The sequence below is a fragment of the Bradyrhizobium sp. LTSP849 genome (assembly GCF_000938255.1).
GTDB lineage: Bacteria > Pseudomonadota > Alphaproteobacteria > Rhizobiales > Xanthobacteraceae > Bradyrhizobium.
This window is the reverse complement of sequence record NZ_JYMR01000020.1, coordinates 33,252-58,732: the sequence shown is the minus strand read 5'-3', so window position 1 is coordinate 58,732 and position 25,481 is coordinate 33,252. Positions and strand designations below refer to the sequence as shown.

Genomic DNA, 25,481 nt, shown 5'->3' with positions numbered 1-25,481 from the left:
GCTGCCCGACGGAGTTCAGCTCGGCGCATGAGTAGCGACGCCATGACGCAGCTGGCGATATCTCGGCCGCGACGCCTGATTGCCGCATTCCCGACACGGCGCCTCACCGTGACGCCGCAGATGGCGACGTCAACTCCCCGGGATCACGAAGCCCGATATGTGAACGCCTTCACTCGTCTTCAGCGCGTGGAGGCCGTAAGACCTCGCATCGGTCGGCCGACGCGACTCGACCGCTTCTCGCCGATGCATTCAAGCACCTTGTTATCGCTTGCAAGAACAATGGATGGCTCGTTGCTGGATCATCGAGCGCCAAGTCCGGGAGCGTACTGCAATGAGTTCAAATCAAGCCACAGTTTATGTTGTTGATGACGAAGTGCAGATACGAAATGCGATTGGCAGCCTCTGCGAGGAAACTGGGCATCAGGTGAGGTTGTTTGCCTCGACGGACGAGTTCCTCACCGAGAGTCTTTCCGGTGGACCGTCATGCCTCGTGCTCGACGTCCGCTTTCCCGGCACGTCGCCGACCGGGCTGGAGCTTCAACGCAGGCTCGCTGAATCGGGCGTACCCATACCGATCGTTTTCATCAGCGGTCATTCAGACGTCCGTGTCTCCGTCGAAGCCATGAAGCGCGGCGCGGTCGAGTTTCTGCCAAAGCCTTTCCGCGAACAGGAGATACTCGATGCGATCAGACACGGCATCGACCGCGATCGCAGGCGGATGGAGCGCGAGGACACAGTGCGCGGGGCACGCCAGCGCGTCGAGACGCTGACGGTACGGGAGCGAGAGATCATGCAGCTGATGGCCGAAGGGCTGGTCGCCAAGCAGATCGCAGCAAAGCTCCAGCTCAGCGAAGTGACGGTCAAGGTGCATCGCGCCAGGATGATGCGAAAGCTCGAGCTGCGCTCGCCGATCGAAGTGGCGAGATTGATCGACAGTATGGCGCAGGAGACGGCGCGGAGTGCTGCAGGACAGTCGCAAGCCTAGGCTGCGAGCGGCGAGATGCCGCACAACGTCTAGTCCGTACCGATTAGCATGAACTGCAGTCTGTCGCAGGGAGAACGATCGGTTCAGAGTGATCCCACGATGTCGACCTCCTCCAAGACCGGCATCTGAAACCAGCCAGACAACTAGGCCAGAAAGGGATACTCCATGCGCAAATTGTTTTTTGCTTCCGTTGCCGTGCTCGCTCTGTCTTCCGCGGCTCAGGCCGCCAACACCTCGACCACGGTGCAGCTCGGCGTCATCAACTCCTCGAGCACCACGCAGAACGGGCTCACCAATGACAGCTCGTCGACCACGCAGGTCGGCCTCCTGAACGGTCAGACCACCCTGCAAGGCGCAAGCTCGGCCTCGCTCAACAACGCCAGCACCGTGAACCAGGCCGGCATCCAGAACTCGTCCAGCACCGGCCAGGTGGCCTTCGGCAACAACGGCAGCTCCGTCACGCAGAATTCGTTCGGGCCGCCGGCGCTCCAGAACAACGCCGCCGGCATCGCTCAGATCAGCGTGTTCGGCGTCAACACCAGCGGCGTCTCGCAGACGGCGCACTGAACCAGCCCCGTGTGGTCGGACGCGTCACGACTCGGCGCGTCCGGGCCATTCTCGAAAGAACCGCAATCGGGGCCCGTCGACCAAATGAGGGGTCGTTCGCCGGCTTCCGCGGAGGAAATGACATGCGAACCAAATTTCTCGTCGCGACAACCGTCGCATTCAGCTTGCTCACTGCTCTCGATGCCCAGGCCGGCAACTCGGCCAGCGTGTTGCAATTCGGCGCAACCAACAATTCCTTCATCTCCCAGAGCGGCGGCACCAGCAACAGCGCCACGACCATGCAGTTCGGTGCAACCAACACCGCGACGACGCTCCAGATGGGCTCGCTCATCACCGTCAATACTTCGGTGATCGGGCAGGGCGGCACCACCGCGACCGCGACCAACACGGCGCTGGCGGGGCAGGCCGGCGGCTCGAATTCGAGCCTGATCGGGCAGATCGGCGCGAACAACGCGGCCGGCGTAGCCCAGCTCGGAATCCTGAACGGCTCGACGATTCTCCAGCAAGCTCCGTAGCCGCGGTGAGGCATGTCATGAAATGTATTCCAGGCGTCGCTTGTGTCGCGCTTCTCGCGCTCGGTTGCGCTGCCGGACCGGCCGGCGCGCAGAGCATGGACATGAAGACCATCGTGTCCATCGGCGGGCCGCCCGTCGTGCTGAATCAGAACAGCCAGCTCAACGCGGCAGGCGTGTTCATGATCGGCGGCAGCACCAGTGCGACCGTCGTCCAGAACGGCACCAACAACGCCACCGGCATCCTGCAATTCGGCGGAACGAATTCGGCGTCGGTCGGGCAGGTCGGTGTGAACAATTTTGCCTTCGTCGGCCAAACTGGCCAGTCGGCGACGAGCATGGTGTCTCAGCTCGGCACCATGAATACGGGGGCGATCGCGCAATTCGGCGCCGTCAACTCATCGACGGTGATCCAGACCAGTCCGTAAGACGCGCGCGGCCAGGCCGTCGTCGGAAATGTGAAGTGTTGATGGGGGAGGCCATGAGATACGGTAGAGAGCTCTTGGCATTGGCGGCGATGTCCGCAGCGATCAGCGTTGCGTCCGAGGCATCGGCAGGATCCAGGCCATCGCCATCCATGGGCGGGTTCGCGCAGCCTTTCGGGACCAACAGGAACGTGAGCATCGAAACGGTCGTGGAGTTCGGTAATAACCCGCAGCCGGTCACGATCGTGGAGAACAGTCGTATCAATATCGCCCGGGTGATCGAGATCGGAACTGGCACCGTGGATGCGACGATTGTCCAGAACGGGACACGTAACTATGTCGACATCATCCAGGTCGGCAACACCACCAATGCGCTGATTGGCCAGTCGGGCGTGAGCAACATCGCCGATATTACCCAGGTCGGCAACTCGACCAATGCGTTACTGCTCCAGGTCGGTGACATGAATACGGGGTCCGTCAGGCAGTTTGGACGTTTCAACTGGCTGGCCATATTCCAGTTCGCACGCTGATCGAGACGAAGAGGTATGACATGAAATTCCTCCTGCTCGCTTCCGGAATGAGCCTCATGACCGCAATTGCGATGGCACCGGCCGGGGCCGGCGAGACCGGCGACGGCCATACCACCGTGATCCAGGACGAAAACGGAACAGCAATCATCACGCAGAGCGGCGATCCGGCGCAGGCCGAGGTTAAGGTCGACAAGGAGCCGGGCCGCACCACGGTCTATCGCCGCAGTGGCGGAAACACCGCGATCGTGTCGCAGGGCACGGGAAACGCCCAGGACATGCTGGATTGGCTGCGCAAGCAGCAGGGTCGCTGACGCGCGAAGGCCCACCGTCCGCGAGGACGATGGATCTCCGATCGAGCCGGGCTTACCAGTTCCGGTAGCTGCCGGTTAGTGTGCCGTTGTTGTTGCCGTCGGGGCCGACGTCACCCTGCGTCGAGCTCGGCGTCGGATGATTGGTGCCGTTGAGCGCGCCATACGGTCCCGCCGTGCCGGGATAGTACATCACCCGGGGCTGAACCGGTTGATATGCCGGCGCGGTCCGTTGCCACCCGACAGGATTGCCGAACCGATCGTAGGTTTGCGCCGATGCGGCGGCAGTACCCGCGACGAGCGTTGCGGCGATCAGGAACGAGAGTTTCAGTTGACGTTGCATCGAGATGCTCCTTTTCTTGTTGTCTTGTCGGAGCCAACGACCGCAATGTGGCGACGTTCCCGATTGCACGATCAACTCGCGATCAACTTGCGATCAGCTCTTCGCGAGGCGACGGCAAATCGGCCCATTCATTAGCGTGCACGATAAATCCATTCAGGTTTTCGCATCTAGTCTCTTGGCCGAGAGAGGCCTAGCTTTGGCCCACGGCACATCGCAGTGCAGGAGGCGCTCGACGGCAAGGCGGTTGATTGGCTCGAGCATGTGACCGACGACCAGTACCGGGCGTAAGAGGAGGCACGCATGACGTCACCGTCAGGATATTTGCCGCACTGACCGATTTTGGGGCAGGGAAGGCGTGGCTGCCTCTGTTAATCCCGCGCCTTAACCAACAATTAATTATACGTTTGCGGGTGGGCGACGGGCCGGCCTAGCGTGCAGTGGGGAGCAGTATCGCGAAGCCAAACGAGTTGGTGCGTATCATGATGTCCAGATCATATGGGGCGTTGCTCGCCTCGCTCAGCGCAGCCGCGCTGCTCCTTGCTTCCAGCGACAGTTTTGCACGACCGGGCGGTGCTGCGCCGCATGGCGTGGTGGCCGCTGCCGCGCCGCCGGCCGCAGCACGTCCGTCGATCGCGCCTGGCGCGCGGTTCCGCGGCCGGAACAATCCCTGGGTCTACTGGCCGGGTGGTGGCGGGTTCTATAACGATGGCGCGACGTACAGCGAACCTTTCGCCGATGCCGGGCAGCCGATCTCCAACGACGTGCGCTACACCTACACCTATGACGTTCCCTGGGACTGGGCGCATCGCTTCCCGCCGAACGTCGTGCCGTCCGACCGGCCCTATGTGCCGAGCTGTCCGACGGAGTCCGTGACGGTGCCCGGCCGCGGCGGCGGCGAGCACACCGTCAACATCATGCGCTGCTACTGAGCGACGCGCGCTTCGTTTACAGAATACCTGCCGCGGCCGCGTGATCGCGGTCGGACTGCTTCTGCCTGACGATCGCGAGCTCGCCGCTACAGGCCGTGAACTGGGCCGTGCCCGGTCGCATCCCGAACTGTCCGCAGACATCCCGATCCTCATCCGCAATAAGGCGCACCAACTCCGCCCCGGCGGCCTCGCGCATCGCGGGACCCGAGACGAACAGCGTGTGCAGTCCAAAGGCCGCGACTACGGCAAGGACCAGCGCAGCTGCGAGTGCAGGGCGTGGCAGGTCGCCGGCCGTGGGCGAAGGAGGGCGGGCGTTGCTTCTGGCTTCGGTCATGAAATCCTCTCGTGAATGAAAATATCGACTGCCGAAAAAATGATGGTCGAGAAAATGGTGTTCGGACCGCTTTGAAAAATCAGCGGATCCAACACCAGTACACGCTGCGCAGCTGCGGTGATGTGAAACAGATTACTATGATCCAAGGCGGCGCTAGCCCAGCTCAAAACTGGTCACGCCGAAGACGCGGTCGAGCCGCAGTGACGGGATCGGTCCAGTATACATCCGCGCCGTTTCGAATGTCGGCTTCAGGCCCAAGAATTCCGCAAGCGCGATACCTTCGCGGTTCACCGCGGGGATGTCGAGGATAATCTCGCAACAGCTGGCGCTGGCCAGCAAGGCCTGCACGATCGCCTCCGCCGCAGCGCGGTCGTCGGCGACCAGTGGCCCGATCTTGTGTCCCGTTCGGCACGGCCGGATCACGCCCCATGCGGCGAGCTTGCCATCGCACAGCAGCGCGCGGCCAAGGTGGCCGGGCGTGTTGATCCAGGCCCGCAGGAAGGCGCTGCGTGCCGCCGGGAAAACGGTGGCGTCGTCCGCTTCCACCACCGTGAATGGAATCTTGTCGAGCGCGACGATATCGGCTGGCGGCCGAGGCGGCGCGACGACGACGCCACCATAGCGGATATTGGCGTAAGCAAGCTGGAAGCCGGATTTTTTGTAATTGTCCTGCTGCGCCACGACGCCGTCGAGCCCGATCACGCGGGCACCGGCATGCGCGATCGCCGCGTTCCAGATGCGCAGGCCATGGCCGGCGCCGCGAAAGCCTGCGCGTACGATGTAGAAGCCGAGGAAGGCGAAGCGCTCATCGTAATTGATGCAGGACACCGTCGCGACCGGCTCGCCGTCGATCTCGCCAACGAAAAAGCCCTGTGCGTCCGGGATCGCGAAGCAGGCGCCGTCTGCAAGGCCGGGATTCCAGCCCTCGGCCGCGGCCCAGTCGAGGGCGAGGGAAATTTCCTCGGGGCGCAGGTTGCGAATATGCAAATCGCTCATCTCAGAAGTCGCCATGATGGATGCCCTCGACGGTGGACCTGCCGGCAAGTCTGGCTGTAGAAAGCCCTGATGATAGGCCGGGCCGCCGGCTTGCCTCAACGGTATCACAAGGGATGATCGGTCATGGCAGTAGAGAAGGTCGCACTCGTCACCGCAGGCGGCAGTGGCATGGGGGCAGGGGCTGCGCGGCGGCTCGCGGCCGATGGCTTTCGCGTGGCGATCCTGTCGTCCTCCGGCAAGGGCGAAGCGCTGGCGGCCGAGCTCGGTGGGCTCGGCGTCACCGGCTCGAACAAGTCGAACGACGATCTGAAGCGCCTCGTCGATGGTGCGATGGCCAAATGGGGGCGCATCGACGTGCTCGTCAACAGCGCCGGCCACGGGCCCCGCGCGGGGATCACGGAGATCACCGACGAGCAATGGCACACCGGCCTCGATACATATCTGCTCAACGTGATCCGTCCGACCCGGCTGGTGACACCGGTGATGCAGGCGCAGAGGTGCGGTGCCATCATCAACATCTCGACCGCCTGGGCGTTCGAGCCGAGCGCGATGTTTCCGACCTCGGCGGTGTTCCGCGCAGGCCTGGCGGCGTTTACGAAGATATTCACCGACACCTATGCCGCGGACAACGTCCGCATGAACAATGTGCTGCCGGGCTGGATCGACAGCCTGCCGCAGACGGACGCGCGTCGCGACAGCGTGCCGATGAAGCGCTATGGCAAGGTCGAGGAAGTCGCGGCGACGGTCTCGTTCCTCGCCTCCGATGGCGCTGCCTACATCACCGGCCAGAACATCCGCGTCGACGGCGGGCTGACGCGCTCGGTCTGAAGCGCGCCCTCCTAGCAAGAGCAGATTCGAATCCAAGCTCTCGCGCGCTTGTCCTCATGCGACGCGTGCCGCCGCAGCGGGGAGATGCGTGGCACTTGGGTCACACTCGTCACACTTCGCGGGCCCTCGGACCGCACATTGCGTTACAGTCCCTGCGAACTTCGCCGCAGCCCAAGACGTTGAGTGGTGTGCCGCCTATGCCTCGCCCGTGCCGGATCCACTTGGCCGGCGCATTCGAGAACGCGAGCTTCGATCGCGTGGGGCAAGGAGATTGCAATGAAGAAGTTTTTGCTGGCGGTCGCGTCGGTTGTCTTGGGCACCGCGTCCGCCTTCGCGGCGGACCTCGCGCCGCAGTACACCAAGGCGCCGGTGACGGCGCCCGGCTACAACTGGACCGGGTTCTATGTCGGCGGCAATGTCGGCGGACAATGGGGCAGCGCTGATCCGACCACATCGACCGTGTTCACTCCAACCGGCTATTTCGCAGCCAGCAGCGTTCCTGCCATCGCCGCGGTCGGCGCCCAGAGCGTCAACAGTTCCAGCGTGACCGGCGGCTTCACCGCCGGCTACAACTGGCAGGTCAATCACGCCGTGTTCGGCCTCGAAGGCGACATCAACTATTTCGGCTTCAAGGGCAGTGCGACCGGCTCGGCGCTCTATCCCTGCTGCGCGCCGACCGGTTTCACCGTGTCGTCACAGGTTTCGGCCGACTGGCTCGCCACCATCCGCGGCCGCATCGGCTTCCTCGCCACGCCGAGCTGGCTGCTTTATGCCACGGGCGGTGCTGCGATCGCCGAAGTGAAGGGCAATTTCAACTTCACCGACACGTTCGCGGCCGCGACGGAATCCGCGGCGATCCGCGATACGCGTGTCGGCTGGACCGTCGGCGCCGGCACCGAATACGCCGTTGGCAACGGTTGGTCGCTCAAGGCCGAATATCTCTATGTCGATCTCGGCCGCGCCAGCGCGACCAGCACCAACCTGGCCGCCTTTGTCGGCGCGGGGGCCTTTCCGGGCAACGTCTACACCCACTCGGTCGACATCAAGTCGAACATTGTGCGCGTCGGCGTGAACTACAAGTTTGGTGGACCGGTCGTCGCCAGATACTGATCATCATCCCGTTCCGGTTCTCGCGTGGAAAGCCCCGGCTCAGCCGGGGCTTTCTGTTTTGAGGCTCAGCCCGCGTGCGACGCCAACAGATGCGCCAGCGCCGGGAGGATCTTGTAGCGGGCGATCTCGTGCGGATATTCACCGCGATTGGCCAGCAGCACGATACCGATCCGTTGTGCCGGCACGAGGCCGATATAGCCCGAGGCGTTGTTGAGGCCGCCCGGCTTGTCGACGACGGTGACACCGGGAACGTGCACGGTCTCCCAGGCCATCGCTTGTCCGAATTTCTCGTCGACGCGAAAGCTTTCGTGCTGCGTCATCCGCAACGCTTCGTGCAGATGCGGATCGATCGACCGGCCGTCGACGCTAGCCGCCATGAATGTCGAAAGATCGCGCACGGACGAGAACATCTGCCCTGTGCCGGGGAAGTCGAAATAGCTCTGCTGGTCGCCCGGCGGCCCGATTGCCGTGCCCTGGTCGGAATAGCCTTGCACCACGCGTCGCATCCACGCCTCGTCCATGATCGCGCGATTGTCCGGTCCACGCTCGGGAATGAACGTTGCGTGCATGCCGAGCGGCTTGAGAATGCGGCTCTCGATCAGCTCCTGGATCGGCGTGCGATAACAGCGCTCGAGCACAAGCTGGAGCAGCACGTAACCGGCATGGCTGTAGATGCGCTGCTTGCCGGGCGCCACGCCTGCGGGCGGAATCCAGGCGTTGAGCATCGCGACGAATTGTGCGCGCGTGAAGGATTCGTTGGGCCAGGGCGGATGGTCGGTCGGCAGCAATAGCCCCGAGGTGTGCGTGGTCAGCTCGCCGATCGTGACGCGACGGATATAATCGCCGTCGAGCTCCGGCAGATATTTCGGCAGGGGATCGTCCAACCGCAACTCGCCGCGGAGCTCGCCGAGCGCTACCAGCGTCGCCTCGAATGGTTTTCGCAGAGAGGCGAGATTGAACAGCGTGTCCGGCGTCACCGGTCTTCGCGTGGCGTCATCGGCAAAGCCGTAGCAGCAGAACTCGACGTGGCGGCCGGCATAGAGCGCCGCGGCCAGGCCGCCCGGATGATCTGGCGTCGCGGTCGGCGCGAGTTCGGAGGCAACGATGTCGCGCATCTGCGCGATCATGTCGGAATCGGCCGATGCGCGACGCGGCCAGGCCAGCGCGGCCGCGAAGGGAATGAGCGCAGCCCGGGCGAGGGACCGCCGGGTGATTGGTGATGAGATGACAACAGGTGGCACGTGCTCTGACGAATGATGCGATGCGCCCCCAAGGCTCTTTTTAGCGGGCGGAGCCCTGCGTCCCAATTCACGATTGCGCGTGGTGGGTTCCACAGCAGCGACCCTGCCGAGAAATTACTTAGCCTTAGAGCTAACAATTATTGACGTTGGATCGCGATGGGTTTATAGTTAGCTACATGGCTAACCAATTATCCCAGCTCGACCAGATTTTCGCAGCGCTTGGCGACCCCACAAGGCGGGCGATCGTGATGCGGCTGTGCGCCGGCGAGGCCTCGGTCGGCGAGCTCGCCGATCCCTTCGACATGGCGCTGCCGAGCTTCATGAAGCACATCCACGTGCTGGAGCTGAGCGGCCTCGTGCAGTCGGAGAAATCGGGCCGCGTGCGCACCTGCCGCCTCAGTCCGGATGCGCTGGTCGGCGCGGAGGACTGGTTCCAGCAGCAACGCGCGATCTGGGAAGCGCGGCTCGACCGGTTCGAGGCTTATGTGATGAAGCTCAAGACAGAGAGGGAGGACGCCAAGCGTCCGTCCAAGAAAGCCGACAAGACAACAAGCAAGACAACCAAACGGAAAGGTTCTGAGTGATGACGAGTTCTGCCAATCCCGCATTGTCGCAATGGTCGCTCGACCGCGAGATCGTGATGTCACGCGTGATTGACGCGCCACGCGAGCTGGTGTTCGAGGCGTGGTCCGATCCGAAGCATCTGCCGCAATGGTTCGGTCCGAAGGGCTTCAAGATCGAGACGTTCGAGATCGATGTGCGCGTCGGCGGCGTCTGGCGCTTCAACATGGTCGGCCCCGATGGCACCGTCTATCCGAACCGCATGTGCTTCCGCCGCATCGAGCGGCCGAAGCTGATGGAGATGGACCATGGCGGCGACCAGGACGATGATCCCAGCATGTTCCGCTTCATCCTGACCTTTGCCGAGCAGAGCAACGGCAAGACCGTGCTGATGATGCGGCAGTTGGCGTCGACCGCGGCGCAGCGCGACCACATGATCGGCTTCGGCGCCGTTGAATACGGCTACCAGACGCTGGACAAGCTGGCGGCCTATGTGGCCGACATGAAGAGGTAGGGTGAACGTGTCATTCCGGGGCGCCTGGAGCGGCAACCCGGAATGACCCTGGAGCTGCACGCGGGCTCCCGACCGTCTTCGCAATTATGACAGTGCCGTCACGCAGATTTTTGTCGCGACCAGCTACCTTATTGTGACACTATTGCTACCGTTGGATGTCAATCCAGTTACAACGGAGCGGTCGATGAGGTTGATGTTGCAGGCGCGGTCAAATCCCCTGGCCTGGTGGTGGGGATCGCTGACGCTTGTGAGCAACGTCAACATCCTGGTCTGGTTCATGCTGTACCGGGAGTTCTATCAGCCGGCCGGTGGCAGCATCACTGGACCGTCCGGCATCGGCGTGATGCTGCTGCTCTGCGCCGGCTATGTGTTCGGCTGCGCATTCCGTTCGTTCCTGCCGCGCGCCGACGTGCAGCGCATCTGCCTGTTCGATACCTGGCTCTCCAGCGTCTTCGTCGGCCGTACTGTCGCGACCGTGGCCGAACTCTGCTTCGCCGCGCAATGGGCCGTCATCCTGCATCAGCTCGGCAGCATGGCCGGTGCGGAGACCACGGTGAACGTTGCCTGGGTCATCGTGCCCGTGATCATCATCGCGGAGTGCTTCTCCTGGTACGCGGTCGTGACCACCAACTATCTCTACAACGCGATCGAGAATTCGCTGTGGGCGGTGACCTTCTTCCTCGTTGGGATCGCGCTGTGCCGCTTGATGCCGGAATTCCATGGCCCGGTACGCTGGGCGCTGATCGCGGGCATTGTCGGCATTGCCTGCTTCCTCGCCTTCCTCGTCACCGTCGATGTGCCGATGTATCTCAGCCGCTGGCGGGCAGGGCATGCCGAAGGCAACAAGTTGCTTGGCTTCCTCGAGGGCCTGCATGACGTCTCGACGCGCTGGGTGGTGACCCACGACGTCGCCCACTGGAAGGGCGAACTTACCTGGATGTTCCTGTATTTCAGCGCCGCTGTGTGGTCGAGCTTGGCTCTCTGCGCGCTCTACGCGATGGACGGGTATCTGACGCGCTATCTGACCTGAGGCGTCAAGCCTCACCCAGATCGACCTGCGTCAAAATCCCCTGGCGCAGCGCAAGCCGGACCAGCTCGATGTCGGAGCCGACCCCGAGCTTGTCCTTGATCAGGGAGTGCAGGTTCGCCACCGTCTTCGGGCTGACGTGCAGCGTCTCCGCGATCTCGTCGGTCGTCCGTTCAGCGAGCAGCAGGCGCAGCACCTCGAACTCGCGCGCGGTGAGGACGTCGGCGGCGGAGCTTTCGCCGGCGAGCCGGCTCAGTGCGAGCTCATGGTCGATGTCGGGACTGATCGCGATCTTGCCCGCGAGCACGTCCATCACGGCGCGCACCAGCGTTTCCGGCGGGCTGGTCTTGGTGACGTAACCCCTCGCGCCGGCGCGGATCGCCTGCACGGCGAAGCCGGCATTCTCGTGCATGGTGAAGACGAGGATCTTTGCGCCCTTGTCCCATTGCCTGATCCGCCTGACAGCCTCGATGCCGCCGATGCCGGGCATGCTGAGGTCCATGATGACGAGGTCGGGCCCCTCGGATTTGAAGAGACGGTAGGCCTCGGCGCCGTCGGCGGCTTCGGCGATGACGCGCAGGCCCGGCTGCTTCTGGAGCACCGAGCGATAGCCCTCGCGGACGACGGAATGGTCGTCGACCAGCAGAATGGTCATGTCGGCAGCGCTCATGCCGCGCGCTCCAGAGCCTGCCGATCGGCGGCCGCGAGCGGAATTGCCACACGCAACGCGGAGCCGCCGTGCGATCCAGCCTCGAAGGTCAGGCGGCCGCGCAGAGCGGCGACACGCTCGCGCATGCCGAGCAAGCCCATTCCGGATTTTGCCGCAGGATCGCTCGAGCGTCCGTCATCGTCGATTGCAAGCGCGATCTCGTCGGCGCGCATCGACAATTCCAGGCTGACGCGCGTGGCGCCGGCATGCTTGGCGGCGTTGGTGAGTGCCTCCTGCACAATGCGGTAGAGATTGGCGCTGATCGTGGCCGGCAGGGTCTCGAAGGCGCCGTCGAAACGAATCGAGAAACGCGTCTCGCCGCGGCTGCGCCCATTCCAGCCCGCAACCAGGCCTTCGAGGCTCGCCACGAGTCCGAGCTCCTCGATGTCCGGGGGACGCAGTCGGAACAGGGCGCCGCGCAGCGTCTCCATCATGCCGGTCGCGGTCCGCGCGATGCCGTCGCATTCAGAAAGCAGGGACGGGCAATCCTGTACGGCGGTCAGGCGGGCGGATGAGGCGAGTGCGCGAATGGCGGCCAGAGACTGGCCGAACTCGTCGTGCAGCTCGCGCGCGAGATGGCGGCGCTCCTCGTCCTGGAGTGCGATCAGCTTTCGGGTCAACTCCGCGCGTTCGGCAAGCGCGGTATCGAGACTTTCGGCGAGATGGTTGAAGACGTCGCGAACCGCGGAGAGCTCGGCGAGGTCGAACGGCGGCAGCCGCGCGGTGAGGTCGTTGGCTGCGATCCGCTCGAGGCCGGTGCGGATCAGGCGCGTCGGACGTAGCGCGCGCGCCAGCGCAGCGTAGACCAGCGCGCACAATAACGGCAGCGCAATCGCAAGCGCGATCATCAGGCGGCCCGCTTCGTGCCAGGCCTCCGCTGTCTGCACGGCCGGATCGACCGAGACCACGGTCTCGCCGAGCTTCGCTCCGCGCACAATCACAGGCCGTGCCGCCTCGCGGCCGGGGTCGAACAGGCTGCGATAGAAGGCCGTGAAGGCCTGTGGCGGCAGGTTCGCCGGATTGGGCGCACCGCTACAGAACCGCTGGAGCATCTCGCCGCTCGTGCCACGGAATGCCAGACACAGGCCGGGCGTCATCACGAAGGCCGCAACGGGGTCGAGGTTCGGAAAGTCGGAGCGCGGGTTGGCCACCCACTGGACTTTGCCCTGTTGCAGCTCCAGCGTTTTGGCCACGATGGCGGCGATACCGTCGATGCGCGCATGCGCGGCGCGGTCAGCCGTGATCAGGAAATAGGCGGAGATCGCGGCGAAGCAGGCGGCCGTTATCGCGGCCACGCGCAACGTCAGACGGACCTTGAGATCGAACCTCGGGCGGTTCCACATCGGCGGGCACCTGGCGCGAACGGGTTTGTCGCCTCCGCATTAGACGGCAGAACGCAGGCGACGGAAAGCGCCAGGCTTACTGCGGTGCAACGTCGTGAAATTTTCCCGGCTCTGGTCGGGACCGACGCTGCTGCATGGCCTGAGGCGGCCGTCCAGATTGCCGCGCCGCTCCATCACACGAGGTCCGTATGCGCCGCTCCCGGTTGATCTTCTCCGCATTTCTCCTGCTCGTCCTCCCGGCGGCCTCTTCGCCGGCCAGCGCTGAGACCGCCATCGGCGTAGCCATGGATGACTTCAGTTACACCGATACGTCGGCCGAGCCGGCCAACCAGACCGCTGCCCACGAGCGGCGGCTGTCGGCGTTCATGGCCGCGCTCAGGCGGGATATCGGCGCCGACGAGCGCTATCGGCTCGCGTCATCCACCCAGAACGGCGCGGCGTTCAAGGTCATCGGCGGCATCCAGAAGACGAGCACGCTGGTGCAATGGGCCAAGATCGCGGTGATCGACGTCGGCGCCAAAAAGATCGTGATGGACAAGCTTTACACTTTCCGCGGCGACAATGATGAATCATGGGAGCGCGCCGAGATCTTCGTGTCCCGCGAGATCATGGCCGCGCTCGCGCCGCCGCCGGTCGCACTTGCCGTGTTCGATTTCGAGCTCGAGGATACGACCGCCGCCTCGGCGGGGGCTTCAGCCACGTCCGATGCATCGTATCTGGCGGAGGTCACCGGCAGCGTACGCGAGGCGCTGGGCCAATCCGGCCGTTACCGCATCATCGATGTCGGCACCGCGAGCGGAGAGGCGGCGAAGACGCGCGCCTTGCGCGACTGCGATGGCTGCGAGGCCGTGATTGCGCAAAACCTCGGCGCGGACCAGTCGCTGATCGGTGTCGTGCGGCGGGTCAGCCGCACCGAATACACGCTCGGTTTCCAGGTGCGTGATGCGAGGACCGGCGCGGTGCTGTCACGCGGCGACAGTGGCCTGCGCATGGGGGCCGACTACTCCTGGAAGCGAGGCGCGGTCCGGCTGGTCAGCGACCGCCTTCTCGACGGCGCTGCGCAGCCCTGAGAGTTCAGCCTCAGAACGTCAACTGCACCTTCATCGACTGCGCGCGGTCGCTGGCAAGCTCGAACGCGGCGACCGCGTTATCGAACGGCATGGTGGCCGTGATCAGCGGCTTGACGTCGATCAGGCCTTCGCCCATCAGCCGCACCGCGAGCTCGAACTCGGGGTCGAAGCGGAAGGTGCCGCGGAGCTGCAACTCCTTGGCGACGATGGAGTTGATCGGCAGCGTCATCTCGCCGCCGAGGCCGAGCTGGACGAGTGTCGCACCGGGCCGTAGCACGTCGAGGGCGGTGCGGAGCGCGGCCTGGTTGCCGGAGGCTTCAAAGAGGGTGTCGAACACGCCCTTGCCGGCGCGCCAGGGATCGAGCGCGGCAGCGTCGGTCGCGACATTGATCGCGTGGGTGGCGCCGAGCTTTCTGGCGACCGCGAGCGGCGCGTCGGCGACATCGGTCACCACGATCTCGGCGGCGCCGCCGAAGCGCGACACCAGGATCATCAGCGCGCCGATCGGGCCGCAGCCGGTGATCAGCACGCGCTTGCCGAGGAGGGGGCCGGCCTGCTTGCCGGCATGCAGGCACACCGCGAGCGGTTCAGCGACTGCGGCCTCGGCCAGCGAGAGCTTATCGGCGATCGGCACGGCCTGCGTGGCATCGACCGTGAGGAATTCGCGAAAGCCACCCTGCACATGGGGAAAGCGCATCGCACTGCCGAGGAAGCGCATGTCGAGGCACTGGTTGCGCATGCCTTCCTGGCAATGCAGGCATTGGCCGCACGGCTTGCTCGGATTGACCGCGACGCGCGTCCCCGACCTTACGCCAGTGACGCCGTCACCGACGGCCGCGACGACGCCGGCGATCTCGTGGCCCAGCGCCATCGGCTGCTGGATGCGCACGACACCGAAGCCGCCGTGATGGTAGTAATGCAGATCGGAGCCGCAGATGCCGCCATTGGCGATCTTGACGCGGACCTCACCCGGGCCGGGTGCCGGATCGGGATAGCTGTCGATCCGGAGGTCCTTCGGGGCGTGAATGACGACGGCGCGCATGGGTTCGTTCCCTCAGAGTTTCGCGATCACATCGCGGCGATCATGCCGCCATCGACATAGATGATCTGGCCGTTGACGTAAGTGGAGGCGTCGGACGCGAGGAAGATCGCCGCACCGACCAGCTCGTCCGGCCTGCCCCAACGCTTCGAGGGAACGCGGCCCATCAGCCAGTTGTTGAAGTCGGTGTTGTTGACCAGCGCCTCGTTCATGTCGGTGAGCATGTAGCCGGGTCCGATCGCGTTGGCCTGGATGCCGTGCTGGGCCCATTCCACTGCCATCGAGCGGGTCAGGTTCTTGATGCCGCCCTTGGCTGCGGTGTAGGGCGCGATGGTGGGACGCGCGAGCTCGCTGCCGAGCGAGCCGATATTGATGATCTTGCCATGCTTGCGAGGGATCATGCGCTTGCCGGCCTCGCGGCCAATCACGAAGGCGCTGGTGAGATCGGTCTCGATCACCTTGCGCCACTCGTCGGTGGTGAACTCGACCAGCGGCTTGCGATGCTGGATGCCGGCATTGTTGACGAGAATATCGACATCGAGCCCTTCGCGGTCAAAACGCTCGAAAGCCGCGATGATCGCGGGCTCATCGGTGACGTTGAACGCCGCGCCTTCGGCCTGATGCCCGGCGGCACGAAATTCGGCGACGGCCTGCTCGACGCGCTTGGGGTCGACGCCGTTGATAATGATCTTGGCGCCGGCCTTGGCCATGCCCTCGGCAATGGCGCGGCCGAGCCCGCGGGAGGAGCCGGTCACGAGCGCGGTGCGGCCGGAAAGGTCGAAGAGGGCGGTGCTCATCTCAAGAAATCCTCAGACGTTGGAGCGGCGCACGGTGAGATCGCTGCGGTCGAACACCGCGGGCAGGAGATCGACGCCAAGGCCGGGGCCTTCCATCGGGAAGACATAGCCGTCCTTGATCGTCGGCATGGTGGTGACGAGCTCATTGTACCAGCCCTTGTAGAAGGCGCGCACGGATTCCTGGATCAGCGTGTTGGGCTGGCTGAACGACATGTGGATGGCGGCGATGAAGCCGATCGGTCCGATGCAATCGTGCGGCGCAAACGGCCGGTGATAGGTCTCGGCCATCGCGGCGATCTTGCGGCCTTCGGTGAGGCCGCCGGTCCAGCACAGATCCGCCATCACCACATGCATGGCGTCGCGATCGAGCATGTCCTTGTAGGGGAAGCGCGAGCCCAGCGTTTCGCTGGCGCAGACCCAGACATCGGTCGAGCGCGCATATTCGGCAAGCGCCTGCGGCGAGTTCATGCGGATCGGATCTTCATACCAGGTCGGCTTGTAGGGTTCGAGCGCGCGAGCGATCTGCTTTGCGGTCGGCAGGTTCCACAGCGAATGGAGTTCGACCATGATCTCCATCCTGTCGCCGACGGCTTTCCGGATCTTTTCGAACGGCTCGATCGCCTGTTTCATCTGGGCAGCGGTGATGTAGAGGCCCTTGTTCTCCTGCGCCGCCGGATCGAACGGCCATATCTTCATCGCCGAGATGCCGCTCTCCAAAAGGTTTTCGGCGAGCGCATCGGCGCGGTTCATGAAGCCGTCGAGATCCTCATAGGGACCTTTGTTGGCGCCGAGATTCCAGTTCGACACCGGGCTGATATTGGTCGAGCGGACATATTGCGTGCCGGCGCAGGTGTTGTAGATGCGCTGCTTGTCGCGGCAGAGGCCGCCGAGCATCTGGTGCACCGGCTGATTGCAGACCTTGCCGAACAGGTCCCACAGCGCGATGTCGATCGCGGACGCTGCGCGGTATTCGACGCCGGTGGAGGACTGCGCCATCGGCAGGTTCAGCATGTCGCGATGGATGGCTTCGATGTGCAGAGGATTGCGGCCGAGCAGGCGGCCGGCAAAGGTGTCGTGGATCTGCGCCTCGACTGCGCCTGCACCATAAAAAGTCTCGCCGAGACCGATCATGCCCGTATCGGTGTGGACGCGCACCCAGATGACGTTGGAAAATTCCTCGGTGCGCAGCGTCTCGATCGAGGTGATCTTCACGGCAACTCTCCTCCCGTTACAGGCGCCTCGCGCCCTCGTGTTTTCATTCCGCACCGCAACATGTCGCGCGCCGGCGAAAGTCTTACCTCTGCTTGTAATATATCACAACATGTTTTAGGAGTTTCACAAATAAGGCGCCGCCCTGCAACGAGCGCAGGCCGACGGGAGGAAATGGAAATGGCACGGCGCAAGCGCGCGCTCGAGTTGGTGAGGACGGAGGACGACGGCGAGGGCAAGCCCTCTCGGCGCAACCGTCTCAACTTTTTCGAGTTGGCCTATCAGAGGATCGAAGAGCTCCTCGTCCATTGCGAACTCAAGCCCGGCCAGTTCATGACCATGCTGGAATTGCAGCAGATCACGGGCTTCGGCCGCACGCCGGTGCATCACGCCGTCAATCGTCTCTCCAACGATACGCTCATCATCATTCGCCCGCGCCATGGCCTGCACATCGCGCCGATTGATCTGGCGCGTGAGCGCATGCTGCTCGGTCTGCGTCGCGACATGGAGCGCTTCGTGATCCGCCTTGCGGCTGATCGCGCCAGCCTCTCGCACCGCAATCAGGCGCTGCACATCGAGCGTTTGCTGCGCGAGCGCCGCGCGAGCCTGACCCTCGACGAATTCAACAGCATCGACCGCCGCATCGACGCGCTGGTGCTGGAGGCGGCGGGCGAGCCCTTTCTCGTGCATACGCTGCGGCCGCTGCACACGCTGTACCGCCGCATCGGCTACATCCACCACCGCTTCATGCCTGGGCAAACCGATTTGTCAGGCACGATCGATCACCACCTCGCCATTCTCAGTGCGGTCGCCGGCCGCCACGTCGAGGGCGCCGTGAAGGCGAGCGATGCACTGATCGATTACATGGATCACATGTTCACGGGCATGGAGGCGGGGATCGACCCGCGCCTGCTCGATTGCAGCATCGAGCCGCTACTCGGCGCGTAAAGAGTTTTGAAGAGAGGACCAGACATGTCAACGATGGCCGTGCCACAACCGACCGCGAGCGAAGCCGCGGTCCGCTACCTCATCACGAACTACAGTCCCAAGGGTAACAAGGTCGGCTGGCTGATGATGGCCTCGATCCTGGTCGAAGCCTGGGATCTCTATTCGATCGCCTTCGTGCTGATCTTCATCCGCGAGCAGTTCAATCCCGATCCGCTGATGCTCGGTCTCGCCGCGGCCGGTACCCAGGGCGGCGCCCTGGTCGGTGCGCTGCTCGGCGGTTGGCTCTCCGACAAGATCGGCCGCCGCGTCATGTTCCTGATCACGATGGTGATGTTCATCGTGCTCGCATTGGCGCAGGCCTTCGTGCCCAGCGTCGGCTGGCTCGTCGTGATCCGTTTCCTGCTCGGCGTCCCGCTCGGCTCCGACATCTCGACCGGCTACACCTACATCATGGAATCCATGGCGAAGGGCGAGCGTGAGGTCATGGGCAATCGCTGGCAGTTCATGTTCGCGGTCGGTGAAGTTCTCACCATCGGCGTCATCGTGATCTTCTTGCTGCTCGACATTCAGCACGAGATGCTGTGGCGCGTGACGCTCGGCCTCGGCGCGGTGCCGGCACTCATCATCCTGATCATGCGCCACGACGTGCCGGAGACGGCGGTGTGGCTGGTGCAGAAGGGGCGTTTCCGCGAGGCCAAGAAGGTCGCGCGCGAGATGTTCAACGACGATCTCGCCATGTTGCCCGACCAGGACGTGGTGATGCCGAAGGTCAGCACCAGCGCCTTCATCGCCGATCTCAAGAAAGATCCGATCCGCTGGCGAGCCACGATCTACGGCTGGATCGCCTGTTTCGCCCAAGGCAGCGAGTTCTCGACCTTTGCGTTCTATTTGCCGGTGCTGTTCGTGATGGTCGGCGTGTCGAGCGTGCTCGGCAATAACCTGGTGACGATGGCGCTGTTCTGCTTTGCCGCAGTGTCAGGCTGGGTAGGCCCGCTGCTGACGCCGAAGATCGGCCATCGCGGCATCGCGATCGCCGGCTTCGGCATCGTGCTGGCCTCGCTGCTGGTTGCCGCCTTCGCGCTCTACACCGACAACAAGATCCTGCTGCCGTTCGCGGCCGCGGCCATGCTGTGGGGCCATTACTGGGATGCGTCGAACTGCATGACGATCCCGACTATGGTCGCGAAGCCGAAATACCGCGGCACCGCCAGCGGCTTCGCCTACATGTTCGTGAAGTTGCCGTCGTTCCTGGCGATCTTCCTGTTCCCGTCGCTGTTCGCCGCGATCGGGCAGGCCGGCGCCACGCTGTTCGTCGCGATCTTCCCGCTGATCGGATTGCTCGCCGCAATCTTCATCCTGCCGGAAGTGTACGGCTACGAGAACGACTAGAACGCCTACCTGATCGCGGCCGCCAATGCCGCGATCAGGGCCGGCGGCGTCACCAGCATGCCGAGCTTGAGGAACGGCCAGGCGCCGACCTCGATCTTTTCCCGGCGAAGCGCGACCAGCCACAGGATGGTCGCGAGCGAGCCGGTCACCGACAAATTGGGCCCGAGATCGACGCCGATCAGAATCGCGCTGACCACGGTCGCGGGCAGATGATCGCTGGTCGCGACCGAGCCCGCGACGAGGCCAACCGGCAGATTGTTGCCAATGTTGGTGGCGATCCCCGTCGCAATGCCGACGCTCCAGGCGGCTTGCGGGACGGATTGCGCGACCGCCTCATGCAGTAGCGCGCTGAGCTGCCCGATCACGCCAGTCTTCACCAGCGCTTCCACCATCACGAAGAGGCCGCCGACCAGGGGCAGCACGCTCCAGGAGACGCCTTTCAGCACGGGCAAGGGCGATTGCCGGCTGATCAGCAGCACGATGCCGGCCGTCACCACGCCGCAGATGAAGGTCGGCAGGCCGAGCGGCTTGTCCAGCGCGGAGGCCGTGACCAGTATGACACCGATGGCCACAATGCCTACGGCCGTCAGCTTGCCGCCGCGGCCGAGTTCTGGATGCGGCACGCTGCGCGCGATGGTCTCTTCCTTTAACGCGCGGTGCTGGGTCAGGCGCAGCACGACATAGGTCAGCAGGATCGAAGCGGCCGAGGGCAGGGCGAACAGGCGCAGCCACTCAGTCAGATGCGGCATGCGCGCGCCGAACACGACCAGATTGGCGGGGTTCGAGATCGGCAGCACGAAGCTCGCGGCGTTGGCGATGAAAGCGCAGACGAAGAGATAGGGGAGCGGCTTGGCGCCGGCCGCGCGCGTCGCGGCGTAGACGGCGGGCGTCAGCACGATCGCGGTGGCATCGTTGGAGAGCAGCACCGTCACGAGCGTGCCGACGAGATAGATCAGCAGGAACAGCCGCTGCGGCGAGCCGCCGGCATATTCCACTGCGAGTGCTGCGAGATAATCGAACAGGCCTTCGAGCCGCGCCAATTCTGCGATCAGCATCATGCCGATCAGAAAGAGGTAGACGTCGACGCCCTTCTCGATGCCGGTGAGCGCATCCTGCCAGGGCAGCAAGCCGAGCAGGACCAGCGCGGCGGCGCCGATCATGGCCCAGATCGCCTCGGGCAGGCGGAAGGGGCGGATGATGACGCCTGCGGTCGCGACTACGATGATGCTCCAGGCCCAGATGGCGTCATGCGGCACGCTCGGCACGTTCAGTCCTTGCAATGAGGTTGGCTCATTCGGCAGCGATAGCCGATGCCGGCGCCGGTGTCTTCCCCTCCGGGCGCGGTCCGCCATCGGCGATTTGCCGCGTCTCGGGCAGGGCGATAAGGCAGACGATGGCGCCGATCGCGGCCACCGCGCCGAGCGTGATGAACGCAGCGCTGTAGCCCGCGCCGACCACGACGAAGCCGGCCAGCGTCGTCGACAGCGCCGCACCGATGCTCTGCGCGGTGATGACGGCGCCTTGCGCGACGTTGAAGCGGCCGGTGTTGCGCATGAGGTCGGCGACGATCACCGGAAAGATCGCACCAAAAATGCCGGCGCCGACGCCGTCGAGAAGCTGCACGCTGACCATCCAGAACGGATTGTCGGAGAACGTATAGAGCGCTCCCCGAAGAGGCAGGATCAGCAACGCGGCGAGGAAGAAGCGCTTGTGGCCCCAGCGGTCGGCCTTCGCGCCGACCAACATCGCGAACGGCACCATCACCAATTGCGCCGCGACGATGCAGGCCGACATCAGGCTGGTGCCGATGTTCTTGTCCTGGAGCGCGAGTTTTTGCCCGACCAGCGGCAGCATCGCTGCGTTCGAGAGATGGAAGAGCAGGGCGCAGATCGCGAAGACGAGCAGCGGGCGGCAGGCAAGGAGCACGCCGAGACCGGACGGCTGGTCGTTCTGTGTGTCGGCGTCGTCGAACCCGCGGGCAAGATCGTGATCGATAGCGCGTTCGGGGATCATGAGGATGCTGACGAGGCTTGCGACCGCCATGGCGCCGAGAAGGTAGAACACGACGGTTGGCCCGAACCAATAGGCCGACAGTCCAGCAAGGCCCGCAGCGACCGCGTTGCCGGCGTGATTAAAAGTCTCGTTGCGGCCGATCCGCCGGGTGAAGGCGGCATGGCCAAAGATGCCGAGCGACACGGCGGCGATTGCAGGCGGAAAGACCACGGCGGCGCCCTGTGCAACGCCTTGCGAGATCGCAACCGGCAGGACGCTCGGAAACAATGGCAGCGACAGCGAAGCGAGCGTCACCAGGATTGCGGCTGCGGCCATCACCAGCCGCTTCGCCCGTGTCGTATCGATCAGCGCACCGGCCGGCGTCTGCGCCACGATGCCGGCGATGGTTGCGATCGACATCACGAGGCCGATACGCGCTTCGTCCCAATGCTGCTCCGTGAGGAGATAGACGGCGAGATAGGGCCCGAGACCGTCGCGGACGTCGGCAAGGAAGAAGTTCGCTGCGTCCAGCGCACGGCCGGCCTGTCTCGCTTGGTCGGGGTTTTGGCTCGACATCGGTTTCTCGATCGAGGCTGGAAGCGCCCCGGCAGAAACTGATCTCGCGGCAGCTTTGTTCCGCCTCAAAACTTCACGGCCAGCAGCACCGCGCCGGCGCCGATCATGGCGATGCCGACCCAGCCCTGCGTGGTCGGACGTTCACCAAGGAAGGCGAAGGCAAAAATAGCAACCAGCACGACGCTGAGCTTGTCGATCGGCGCCACCAGCGTCGCAGGCCCGAGTTTTAATGCGCGGAAGTAGCAGAGCCAGGACGCTCCGGTTGCGAGCCCCGACAGCACCAGGAACAGCCACGTTTTTGACGAGACAGCCGACGGCACGGCGAACTGGCCGGTGAAGAACAGCAGCACCGAGAAGGCCAGCAGCACCACGATGGTGCGGATGAAGGTCGCAAGATCCGGATTGATGTTCTCGACGCCGATCTTGGCGAAGATCGCGGTCAGCGCTGCAAAACAGGCCGAGAGCAGCGCCCAGGTTTGCCAGGCGGAGAGGAGGGCGGGTTTCATGAATTACACACTCCGCCTTCGCCGGGACGACAGTTTGCGTTGTAGCTTGCACTCACCGCGCCACCGACAGCTTCTCCGTGATCGCCTTGCGCAAAATGCGCGACAGCGACTCCACCGAATAGGGCTTCTGGATCAGCTCGAATCCGCGATGCGCGTTTTCGGCGAGCACGTTGCTGTAGCCGCTGGTGAGCACGACGGGGAGACCCGGATAGCGCTCGCGGATGATTCCGGCGAGCTCGACGCCGTTCATGCCGGGCATGATGACGTCGGAGAAGACGAGGTCGACGGCGAATTCGTTCTCGCCGAGGATGGCCAGCGCCGCATTGGCATGGGCGACTCGGCGGACGACGTAGCCGAGATCTTCCAGAAGCTCGGTCGAGAATTGGCCGACATCGTCATTGTCCTCGACCACCAGCACGCGATAGCCGCGTCCGGTGGTGGCAGCCTCGTGGGTCAGGGCTGCTGCTTCCTTCTCCGCGGCGGGGCTCTGCGCCTGCGGCAGATAGATGGTGAAAGTCGCACCCTTGCCGGGCGTGCTGGTCACCGCGATGTCGCCCTCGGACTGCTTTGCGAAGCCAAAAGCTTGGCTCAGGCCAAGGCCGGTGCCCTTGCCGACTTCCTTGGTGGTGAAGAACGGCTCGAAGATCGAGTCGAGGTGTTCCGACGCGATACCGCTGCCGGTATCGGCGACCGAGATCGCGACATAGTCGCCGCCGCGCGCCGATTGCGCGCGCAGGCTCGGGATGCCCAAGACCTTGCGGACCGCAATGATGAGGCGGCCTTCGCCCTCCATGGCGTCGCGGGCATTGATGGCGAGGTTGATCAGCGCGGTCTCGAACTGGGCGATGTCGGCGATGGTGAAACAGTCGGCATCATGGACCTCCACAGCGATCTCGATGCGGCCGCCGACCAGCGGCCGGACCAGCTGCGCCACGCCCTCGACCTGGCTGCCGACGTTGAAGATCTGCGGCTTCAGGGGCTGCCGGCGCGCAAAGGCCAGAAGCTGCGCGGTCAGCTTGGAGGCGCGCTCGACGGTGTCGGAGATGGCATCGACATAGCGGCGGCGGCGTTCCTCCGGCAGTTCGCGCCGGCGCAGGAAGTCGGTCGCCGAGCGGATGATGGTGAGGAGATTGTTGAAGTCGTGGGCAACGCCGCCGGTGAGCTGGCCGATCGCCTCCATCTTCTGCGACTGCCGCAGCGCTTCCTCGCCGCGCCGGCGCTCGGTGATGTCGACCATTTCAGGCACGGCACCCGTGATGTTGCCGTGGCGGTCGAGCACGGGGCGCATGCCAAACTCGAAATCGCGCTCGCCGATGGGAAGGCGTAGACGCATCTCCATCCGCACCGCTTCGCCCTTGAACACGGTCTCGAAGGCCTCGCGCACGGTCGCGCTCATGCCGTGAGAACCGGTGAACCAGGGCGTCTCCCAGAACGGCTTGCCGATGACGTCCTGCGCTTCCGCGCGAATGCCGGCGAGAGCGGTCTTGTTGGCGTAGAGCAATTCGCCCTTGAGATTGACGAGGCCCTGATACTGGTTGCTGGTCTCCAGGATGGCGCGCAGCCGGGCCTCGTTGGATTCGAGCTCGACGGTACGCTCGACGATGCGCTCTTCGAGCGTCTCGTTGAGCTGCCGGAGTTCGATCTCGGCCTGCTTGGCGGCGGTGATGTCGTGGGCGACGCCGATGAATCCGATATGCTTGCCGGTCGGGTCCCAGCGCGGCTGGGATTCCGAGCGCAGCCAGCGCCATTCGCCTTTGGCGTCCTTGTAGCGCGCTTCCAGCACGAAGGGCTTTAGCGACGCTTCGCCCTGGACGGATTGTTGCAGCACATGCGGCAGGTCGTCGGGATGCAACACCTTGCGCCAGTCGAAGGCGATGGCCTGGTCGTAGGGCAGGCCGACGAAGTCGACATAGGCCTGGTTGGCGAAGGACCGGGTGCGGTCGAGTTTTGTGACCCAGATCGGCACCGGGGCGCTGTCGGCGATCAGCCGAAAGCGCTCCTCGCTCTCGCGCAGCGTCTCGCGCGCGACCATTTGAGCGGTGATGTCGATATGGGCACCGACGAGGCGGATGGCGCGACCGTCGGCATCGCGCTCGAGCTTGGCGACGACACGGATCCAGCGGGTCTCGCCGTCGCTGGGGCGGACGATGCGGTATTCGGCGGTGTAGTCTTCGCTGGTCCCGGCCAGGGCCTCCAGGAAATGTTTGACGGTCGCATCCCGGTCCTCGGGATGGATGCGATTGACCCAGTCGTCGTGGGACTCATCGGCGGCCTCGGACGGCAGCCCGTGGATCATCAGATATTCCGGCGAGCGGCGGTTCTTGAAACCTTCGCGGAAGTCGACCTCGAGCCCGCCGACCTTGCCGATGCGCTGGATCCGTGCCAACTCCGCCTCGCGCTCCTGGAGCGCGCGATAGGCATTGTCGCGCTCGCGCGCGATCTCTTCGAGGTGCTGGCGCAGCCTTTCGGCGGCGATGGTTTCGGGCAAAGGATCGTTCAAGGCGTTGGCCGTTGTGATGCGTGTGCGCACGTGCCGGACCGATATTCACACAGACGGGGCGTGATGACCATTGCTCGAAGGGGAAAGAGCCTCAGGAACGGTCCCACGCCCTGCCAGACGCGGGAAAAGGTCCATCCGATCAACGTCCGGGCTGGCATTTTGTTCCGGATATTGGAACGATCGGCGATGGGGC

28 protein-coding genes and 1 pseudogene are annotated in these 25,481 nt (G+C 64.3%); 16 read left to right on the top strand and 13 right to left on the bottom strand.

Annotated features, from left to right (window positions below):
* Positions 1 to 331: 331 nt before the first annotated feature.
* From UB31_RS15765 to UB31_RS15740, 6 genes are all read left to right on the top strand, one after another.
* A complete protein-coding gene (locus UB31_RS15765; protein ID WP_045011525.1) occupies positions 332 to 985 on the top strand; it encodes a response regulator transcription factor in 654 nt (217 codons plus the stop codon).
* A 165-nt stretch (positions 986 to 1,150) separates the two neighbouring features.
* Positions 1,151 to 1,552, top strand: coding sequence for a hypothetical protein (locus UB31_RS15760; protein WP_045011498.1), 402 nt, complete (start codon positions 1,151 to 1,153; stop codon positions 1,550 to 1,552).
* 122 nt (positions 1,553 to 1,674) lie between these two features.
* Positions 1,675 to 2,067: a curlin gene (locus tag UB31_RS15755; protein ID WP_045011497.1), complete on the top strand. Its 393-nt coding sequence runs from the start codon at positions 1,675 to 1,677 to the stop codon at positions 2,065 to 2,067.
* A gap of 17 nt (positions 2,068 to 2,084) precedes the next feature.
* Complete coding sequence (locus UB31_RS15750; RefSeq protein ID WP_045011496.1) at positions 2,085 to 2,492, top strand: curlin; 408 nt, start codon at positions 2,085 to 2,087, stop codon at positions 2,490 to 2,492.
* Between the two features lie 89 nt (positions 2,493 to 2,581).
* A complete protein-coding gene (locus UB31_RS15745) occupies positions 2,582 to 3,019 on the top strand; it encodes a curlin repeat-containing protein (protein ID WP_283806084.1) in 438 nt (145 codons plus the stop codon).
* 20 nt (positions 3,020 to 3,039) lie between these two features.
* A complete protein-coding gene (locus UB31_RS15740; RefSeq protein WP_045011495.1) occupies positions 3,040 to 3,330 on the top strand; it encodes a hypothetical protein in 291 nt (96 codons plus the stop codon).
* Between the two features lie 52 nt (positions 3,331 to 3,382).
* Here the strand turns inward: UB31_RS15740 and UB31_RS15735 are convergent, their stop codons facing one another.
* The gene (locus tag UB31_RS15735; RefSeq protein ID WP_045011494.1) at positions 3,383 to 3,670 is read right to left on the bottom strand and encodes a hypothetical protein; all 288 of its coding nucleotides are present in this window, start codon (positions 3,668 to 3,670) and stop codon (positions 3,383 to 3,385) included.
* A gap of 198 nt (positions 3,671 to 3,868) precedes the next feature.
* Here UB31_RS15735 and UB31_RS40440 point away from each other — a divergent pair.
* Positions 3,869 to 3,958, top strand: a pseudogene (locus UB31_RS40440) ((R)-mandelonitrile lyase); the annotation flags it as partial.
* A 191-nt stretch (positions 3,959 to 4,149) separates the two neighbouring features.
* Positions 4,150 to 4,599: a hypothetical protein gene (locus UB31_RS15730; protein WP_045011493.1), complete on the top strand. Its 450-nt coding sequence runs from the start codon at positions 4,150 to 4,152 to the stop codon at positions 4,597 to 4,599.
* A 16-nt stretch (positions 4,600 to 4,615) separates the two neighbouring features.
* Here the strand turns inward: UB31_RS15730 and UB31_RS15725 are convergent, their stop codons facing one another.
* A complete protein-coding gene (locus UB31_RS15725) occupies positions 4,616 to 4,933 on the bottom strand; it encodes a hypothetical protein (RefSeq protein WP_045011492.1) in 318 nt (105 codons plus the stop codon).
* Positions 4,934 to 5,086: 153 nt separating this feature from the next.
* Entirely contained in the window at positions 5,087 to 5,929 is an 843-nt protein-coding gene (locus UB31_RS15720) for a GNAT family N-acetyltransferase (RefSeq protein ID WP_045011491.1), read from the bottom strand.
* A gap of 123 nt (positions 5,930 to 6,052) precedes the next feature.
* Between UB31_RS15720 and UB31_RS15715 the strand changes: the two genes are divergently transcribed.
* Positions 6,053 to 6,757 (top strand): SDR family oxidoreductase, encoded by a 705-nt coding sequence (locus UB31_RS15715; RefSeq protein ID WP_045011490.1) that lies wholly within the window; start codon positions 6,053 to 6,055, stop codon positions 6,755 to 6,757.
* Positions 6,758 to 7,033: 276 nt separating this feature from the next.
* Positions 7,034 to 7,867 (top strand): outer membrane protein, encoded by an 834-nt coding sequence (locus tag UB31_RS15710; RefSeq protein WP_045011489.1) that lies wholly within the window; start codon positions 7,034 to 7,036, stop codon positions 7,865 to 7,867.
* A 65-nt stretch (positions 7,868 to 7,932) separates the two neighbouring features.
* On the opposite strand, the gene UB31_RS15705 is transcribed toward UB31_RS15710, so the two are convergent.
* Positions 7,933 to 8,994, bottom strand: coding sequence for a serine hydrolase (locus tag UB31_RS15705; RefSeq protein WP_045011488.1), 1,062 nt, complete (start codon positions 8,992 to 8,994; stop codon positions 7,933 to 7,935).
* 290 nt (positions 8,995 to 9,284) lie between these two features.
* Between UB31_RS15705 and UB31_RS15700 the strand changes: the two genes are divergently transcribed.
* From UB31_RS15700 to UB31_RS15690, 3 genes are all read left to right on the top strand, one after another.
* Entirely contained in the window at positions 9,285 to 9,692 is a 408-nt protein-coding gene (locus UB31_RS15700; RefSeq protein ID WP_045011487.1) for an ArsR/SmtB family transcription factor, read from the top strand.
* Positions 9,692 to 10,183 carry an SRPBCC family protein gene (locus tag UB31_RS15695; protein WP_045011486.1) on the top strand — a complete coding sequence of 164 codons (492 nt, stop codon included), beginning with the start codon at positions 9,692 to 9,694 and terminating at the stop codon, positions 10,181 to 10,183. Before UB31_RS15700 ends, UB31_RS15695 begins: the two co-directional genes overlap by 1 nt.
* A gap of 184 nt (positions 10,184 to 10,367) precedes the next feature.
* A complete protein-coding gene (locus tag UB31_RS15690; protein ID WP_045011485.1) occupies positions 10,368 to 11,213 on the top strand; it encodes a hypothetical protein in 846 nt (281 codons plus the stop codon).
* 4 nt (positions 11,214 to 11,217) lie between these two features.
* Here the strand turns inward: UB31_RS15690 and UB31_RS15685 are convergent, their stop codons facing one another.
* Together UB31_RS15685 and UB31_RS15680 are read right to left on the bottom strand one after the other, a co-directional pair.
* Positions 11,218 to 11,880 carry a response regulator gene (locus UB31_RS15685; RefSeq protein WP_045011484.1) on the bottom strand — a complete coding sequence of 221 codons (663 nt, stop codon included), beginning with the start codon at positions 11,878 to 11,880 and terminating at the stop codon, positions 11,218 to 11,220.
* Positions 11,877 to 13,262, bottom strand: a complete 1,386-nt coding sequence (locus tag UB31_RS15680) for a sensor histidine kinase (protein WP_045011483.1) — start codon at positions 13,260 to 13,262, stop codon at positions 11,877 to 11,879. The genes UB31_RS15685 and UB31_RS15680 overlap by 4 nt, the downstream gene beginning before the upstream one ends.
* 188 nt (positions 13,263 to 13,450) lie before the next feature.
* Here UB31_RS15680 and UB31_RS15675 point away from each other — a divergent pair, with 188 nt between their 5' ends.
* Complete coding sequence (locus UB31_RS15675; RefSeq protein ID WP_045011482.1) at positions 13,451 to 14,332, top strand: DUF3280 domain-containing protein; 882 nt, start codon at positions 13,451 to 13,453, stop codon at positions 14,330 to 14,332.
* A gap of 10 nt (positions 14,333 to 14,342) precedes the next feature.
* Here the strand turns inward: UB31_RS15675 and UB31_RS15670 are convergent, their stop codons facing one another.
* Genes UB31_RS15670 through UB31_RS15660 form a run of 3 tightly spaced genes read right to left on the bottom strand, consistent with a single transcriptional unit; the run spans position 14,343 to position 17,380 of the window.
* Positions 14,343 to 15,374: an L-idonate 5-dehydrogenase gene (locus UB31_RS15670; protein ID WP_045011481.1), complete on the bottom strand. Its 1,032-nt coding sequence runs from the start codon at positions 15,372 to 15,374 to the stop codon at positions 14,343 to 14,345.
* Positions 15,375 to 15,400: 26 nt separating this feature from the next.
* Positions 15,401 to 16,168, bottom strand: coding sequence for an SDR family oxidoreductase (locus UB31_RS15665; RefSeq protein ID WP_045011480.1), 768 nt, complete (start codon positions 16,166 to 16,168; stop codon positions 15,401 to 15,403).
* A 12-nt stretch (positions 16,169 to 16,180) separates the two neighbouring features.
* A complete protein-coding gene (locus UB31_RS15660) occupies positions 16,181 to 17,380 on the bottom strand; it encodes a mandelate racemase/muconate lactonizing enzyme family protein (protein ID WP_045011479.1) in 1,200 nt (399 codons plus the stop codon).
* A gap of 177 nt (positions 17,381 to 17,557) precedes the next feature.
* On the opposite strand from UB31_RS15660, the gene UB31_RS15655 reads away from it, so the two are divergent.
* Positions 17,558 to 18,325, top strand: coding sequence for a GntR family transcriptional regulator (locus UB31_RS15655; RefSeq protein WP_045011478.1), 768 nt, complete (start codon positions 17,558 to 17,560; stop codon positions 18,323 to 18,325).
* Between the two features lie 24 nt (positions 18,326 to 18,349).
* Entirely contained in the window at positions 18,350 to 19,714 is a 1,365-nt protein-coding gene (locus UB31_RS15650) for an MFS transporter (RefSeq protein WP_045008116.1), read from the top strand.
* Between the two features lie 5 nt (positions 19,715 to 19,719).
* On the opposite strand, the gene UB31_RS15645 is transcribed toward UB31_RS15650, so the two are convergent.
* The 4 genes from UB31_RS15645 to UB31_RS15630 form a co-directional block, all read right to left on the bottom strand.
* The gene (locus UB31_RS15645) at positions 19,720 to 20,970 is read right to left on the bottom strand and encodes an arsenic transporter (protein WP_045011523.1); all 1,251 of its coding nucleotides are present in this window, start codon (positions 20,968 to 20,970) and stop codon (positions 19,720 to 19,722) included.
* 34 nt (positions 20,971 to 21,004) lie between these two features.
* Positions 21,005 to 22,282: an MFS transporter gene (locus UB31_RS15640; RefSeq protein ID WP_045011477.1), complete on the bottom strand. Its 1,278-nt coding sequence runs from the start codon at positions 22,280 to 22,282 to the stop codon at positions 21,005 to 21,007.
* A gap of 65 nt (positions 22,283 to 22,347) precedes the next feature.
* Positions 22,348 to 22,788, bottom strand: coding sequence for an EamA family transporter (locus UB31_RS15635; RefSeq protein WP_045008114.1), 441 nt, complete (start codon positions 22,786 to 22,788; stop codon positions 22,348 to 22,350).
* Positions 22,789 to 22,840: 52 nt separating this feature from the next.
* The gene (locus UB31_RS15630) at positions 22,841 to 25,318 is read right to left on the bottom strand and encodes a PAS domain-containing hybrid sensor histidine kinase/response regulator (RefSeq protein ID WP_045011476.1); all 2,478 of its coding nucleotides are present in this window, start codon (positions 25,316 to 25,318) and stop codon (positions 22,841 to 22,843) included.
* Positions 25,319 to 25,481 lie beyond the last annotated feature (163 nt).

Coding starts and splice junctions, on each gene's coding strand:
- UB31_RS15765 (WP_045011525.1), top strand. CDS start 332: ATGAGTTCAAATCAAGCCACAGTTTATGTTGTTGATGACGAAGTGCAG.
- UB31_RS15760 (WP_045011498.1), top strand. CDS start 1,151: ATGCGCAAATTGTTTTTTGCTTCCGTTGCCGTGCTCGCTCTGTCTTCC.
- UB31_RS15755 (WP_045011497.1), top strand. CDS start 1,675: ATGCGAACCAAATTTCTCGTCGCGACAACCGTCGCATTCAGCTTGCTC.
- UB31_RS15750 (WP_045011496.1), top strand. CDS start 2,085: ATGAAATGTATTCCAGGCGTCGCTTGTGTCGCGCTTCTCGCGCTCGGT.
- UB31_RS15745 (WP_283806084.1), top strand. CDS start 2,582: ATGTCCGCAGCGATCAGCGTTGCGTCCGAGGCATCGGCAGGATCCAGG.
- UB31_RS15740 (WP_045011495.1), top strand. CDS start 3,040: ATGAAATTCCTCCTGCTCGCTTCCGGAATGAGCCTCATGACCGCAATT.
- UB31_RS15735 (WP_045011494.1), bottom strand. CDS start 3,670: ATGCAACGTCAACTGAAACTCTCGTTCCTGATCGCCGCAACGCTCGTC.
- UB31_RS15730 (WP_045011493.1), top strand. CDS start 4,150: ATGATGTCCAGATCATATGGGGCGTTGCTCGCCTCGCTCAGCGCAGCC.
- UB31_RS15725 (WP_045011492.1), bottom strand. CDS start 4,933: ATGACCGAAGCCAGAAGCAACGCCCGCCCTCCTTCGCCCACGGCCGGC.
- UB31_RS15720 (WP_045011491.1), bottom strand. CDS start 5,929: ATGAGCGATTTGCATATTCGCAACCTGCGCCCCGAGGAAATTTCCCTC.
- UB31_RS15715 (WP_045011490.1), top strand. CDS start 6,053: ATGGCAGTAGAGAAGGTCGCACTCGTCACCGCAGGCGGCAGTGGCATG.
- UB31_RS15710 (WP_045011489.1), top strand. CDS start 7,034: ATGAAGAAGTTTTTGCTGGCGGTCGCGTCGGTTGTCTTGGGCACCGCG.
- UB31_RS15705 (WP_045011488.1), bottom strand. CDS start 8,994: ATGATCGCGCAGATGCGCGACATCGTTGCCTCCGAACTCGCGCCGACC.
- UB31_RS15700 (WP_045011487.1), top strand. CDS start 9,285: ATGGCTAACCAATTATCCCAGCTCGACCAGATTTTCGCAGCGCTTGGC.
- UB31_RS15695 (WP_045011486.1), top strand. CDS start 9,692: ATGACGAGTTCTGCCAATCCCGCATTGTCGCAATGGTCGCTCGACCGC.
- UB31_RS15690 (WP_045011485.1), top strand. CDS start 10,368: ATGAGGTTGATGTTGCAGGCGCGGTCAAATCCCCTGGCCTGGTGGTGG.
- UB31_RS15685 (WP_045011484.1), bottom strand. CDS start 11,880: ATGAGCGCTGCCGACATGACCATTCTGCTGGTCGACGACCATTCCGTC.
- UB31_RS15680 (WP_045011483.1), bottom strand. CDS start 13,262: ATGTGGAACCGCCCGAGGTTCGATCTCAAGGTCCGTCTGACGTTGCGC.
- UB31_RS15675 (WP_045011482.1), top strand. CDS start 13,451: ATGCGCCGCTCCCGGTTGATCTTCTCCGCATTTCTCCTGCTCGTCCTC.
- UB31_RS15670 (WP_045011481.1), bottom strand. CDS start 15,374: ATGCGCGCCGTCGTCATTCACGCCCCGAAGGACCTCCGGATCGACAGC.
- UB31_RS15665 (WP_045011480.1), bottom strand. CDS start 16,168: ATGAGCACCGCCCTCTTCGACCTTTCCGGCCGCACCGCGCTCGTGACC.
- UB31_RS15655 (WP_045011478.1), top strand. CDS start 17,558: ATGGCACGGCGCAAGCGCGCGCTCGAGTTGGTGAGGACGGAGGACGAC.
- UB31_RS15650 (WP_045008116.1), top strand. CDS start 18,350: ATGTCAACGATGGCCGTGCCACAACCGACCGCGAGCGAAGCCGCGGTC.
- UB31_RS15640 (WP_045011477.1), bottom strand. CDS start 22,282: ATGTCGAGCCAAAACCCCGACCAAGCGAGACAGGCCGGCCGTGCGCTG.
- UB31_RS15635 (WP_045008114.1), bottom strand. CDS start 22,788: ATGAAACCCGCCCTCCTCTCCGCCTGGCAAACCTGGGCGCTGCTCTCG.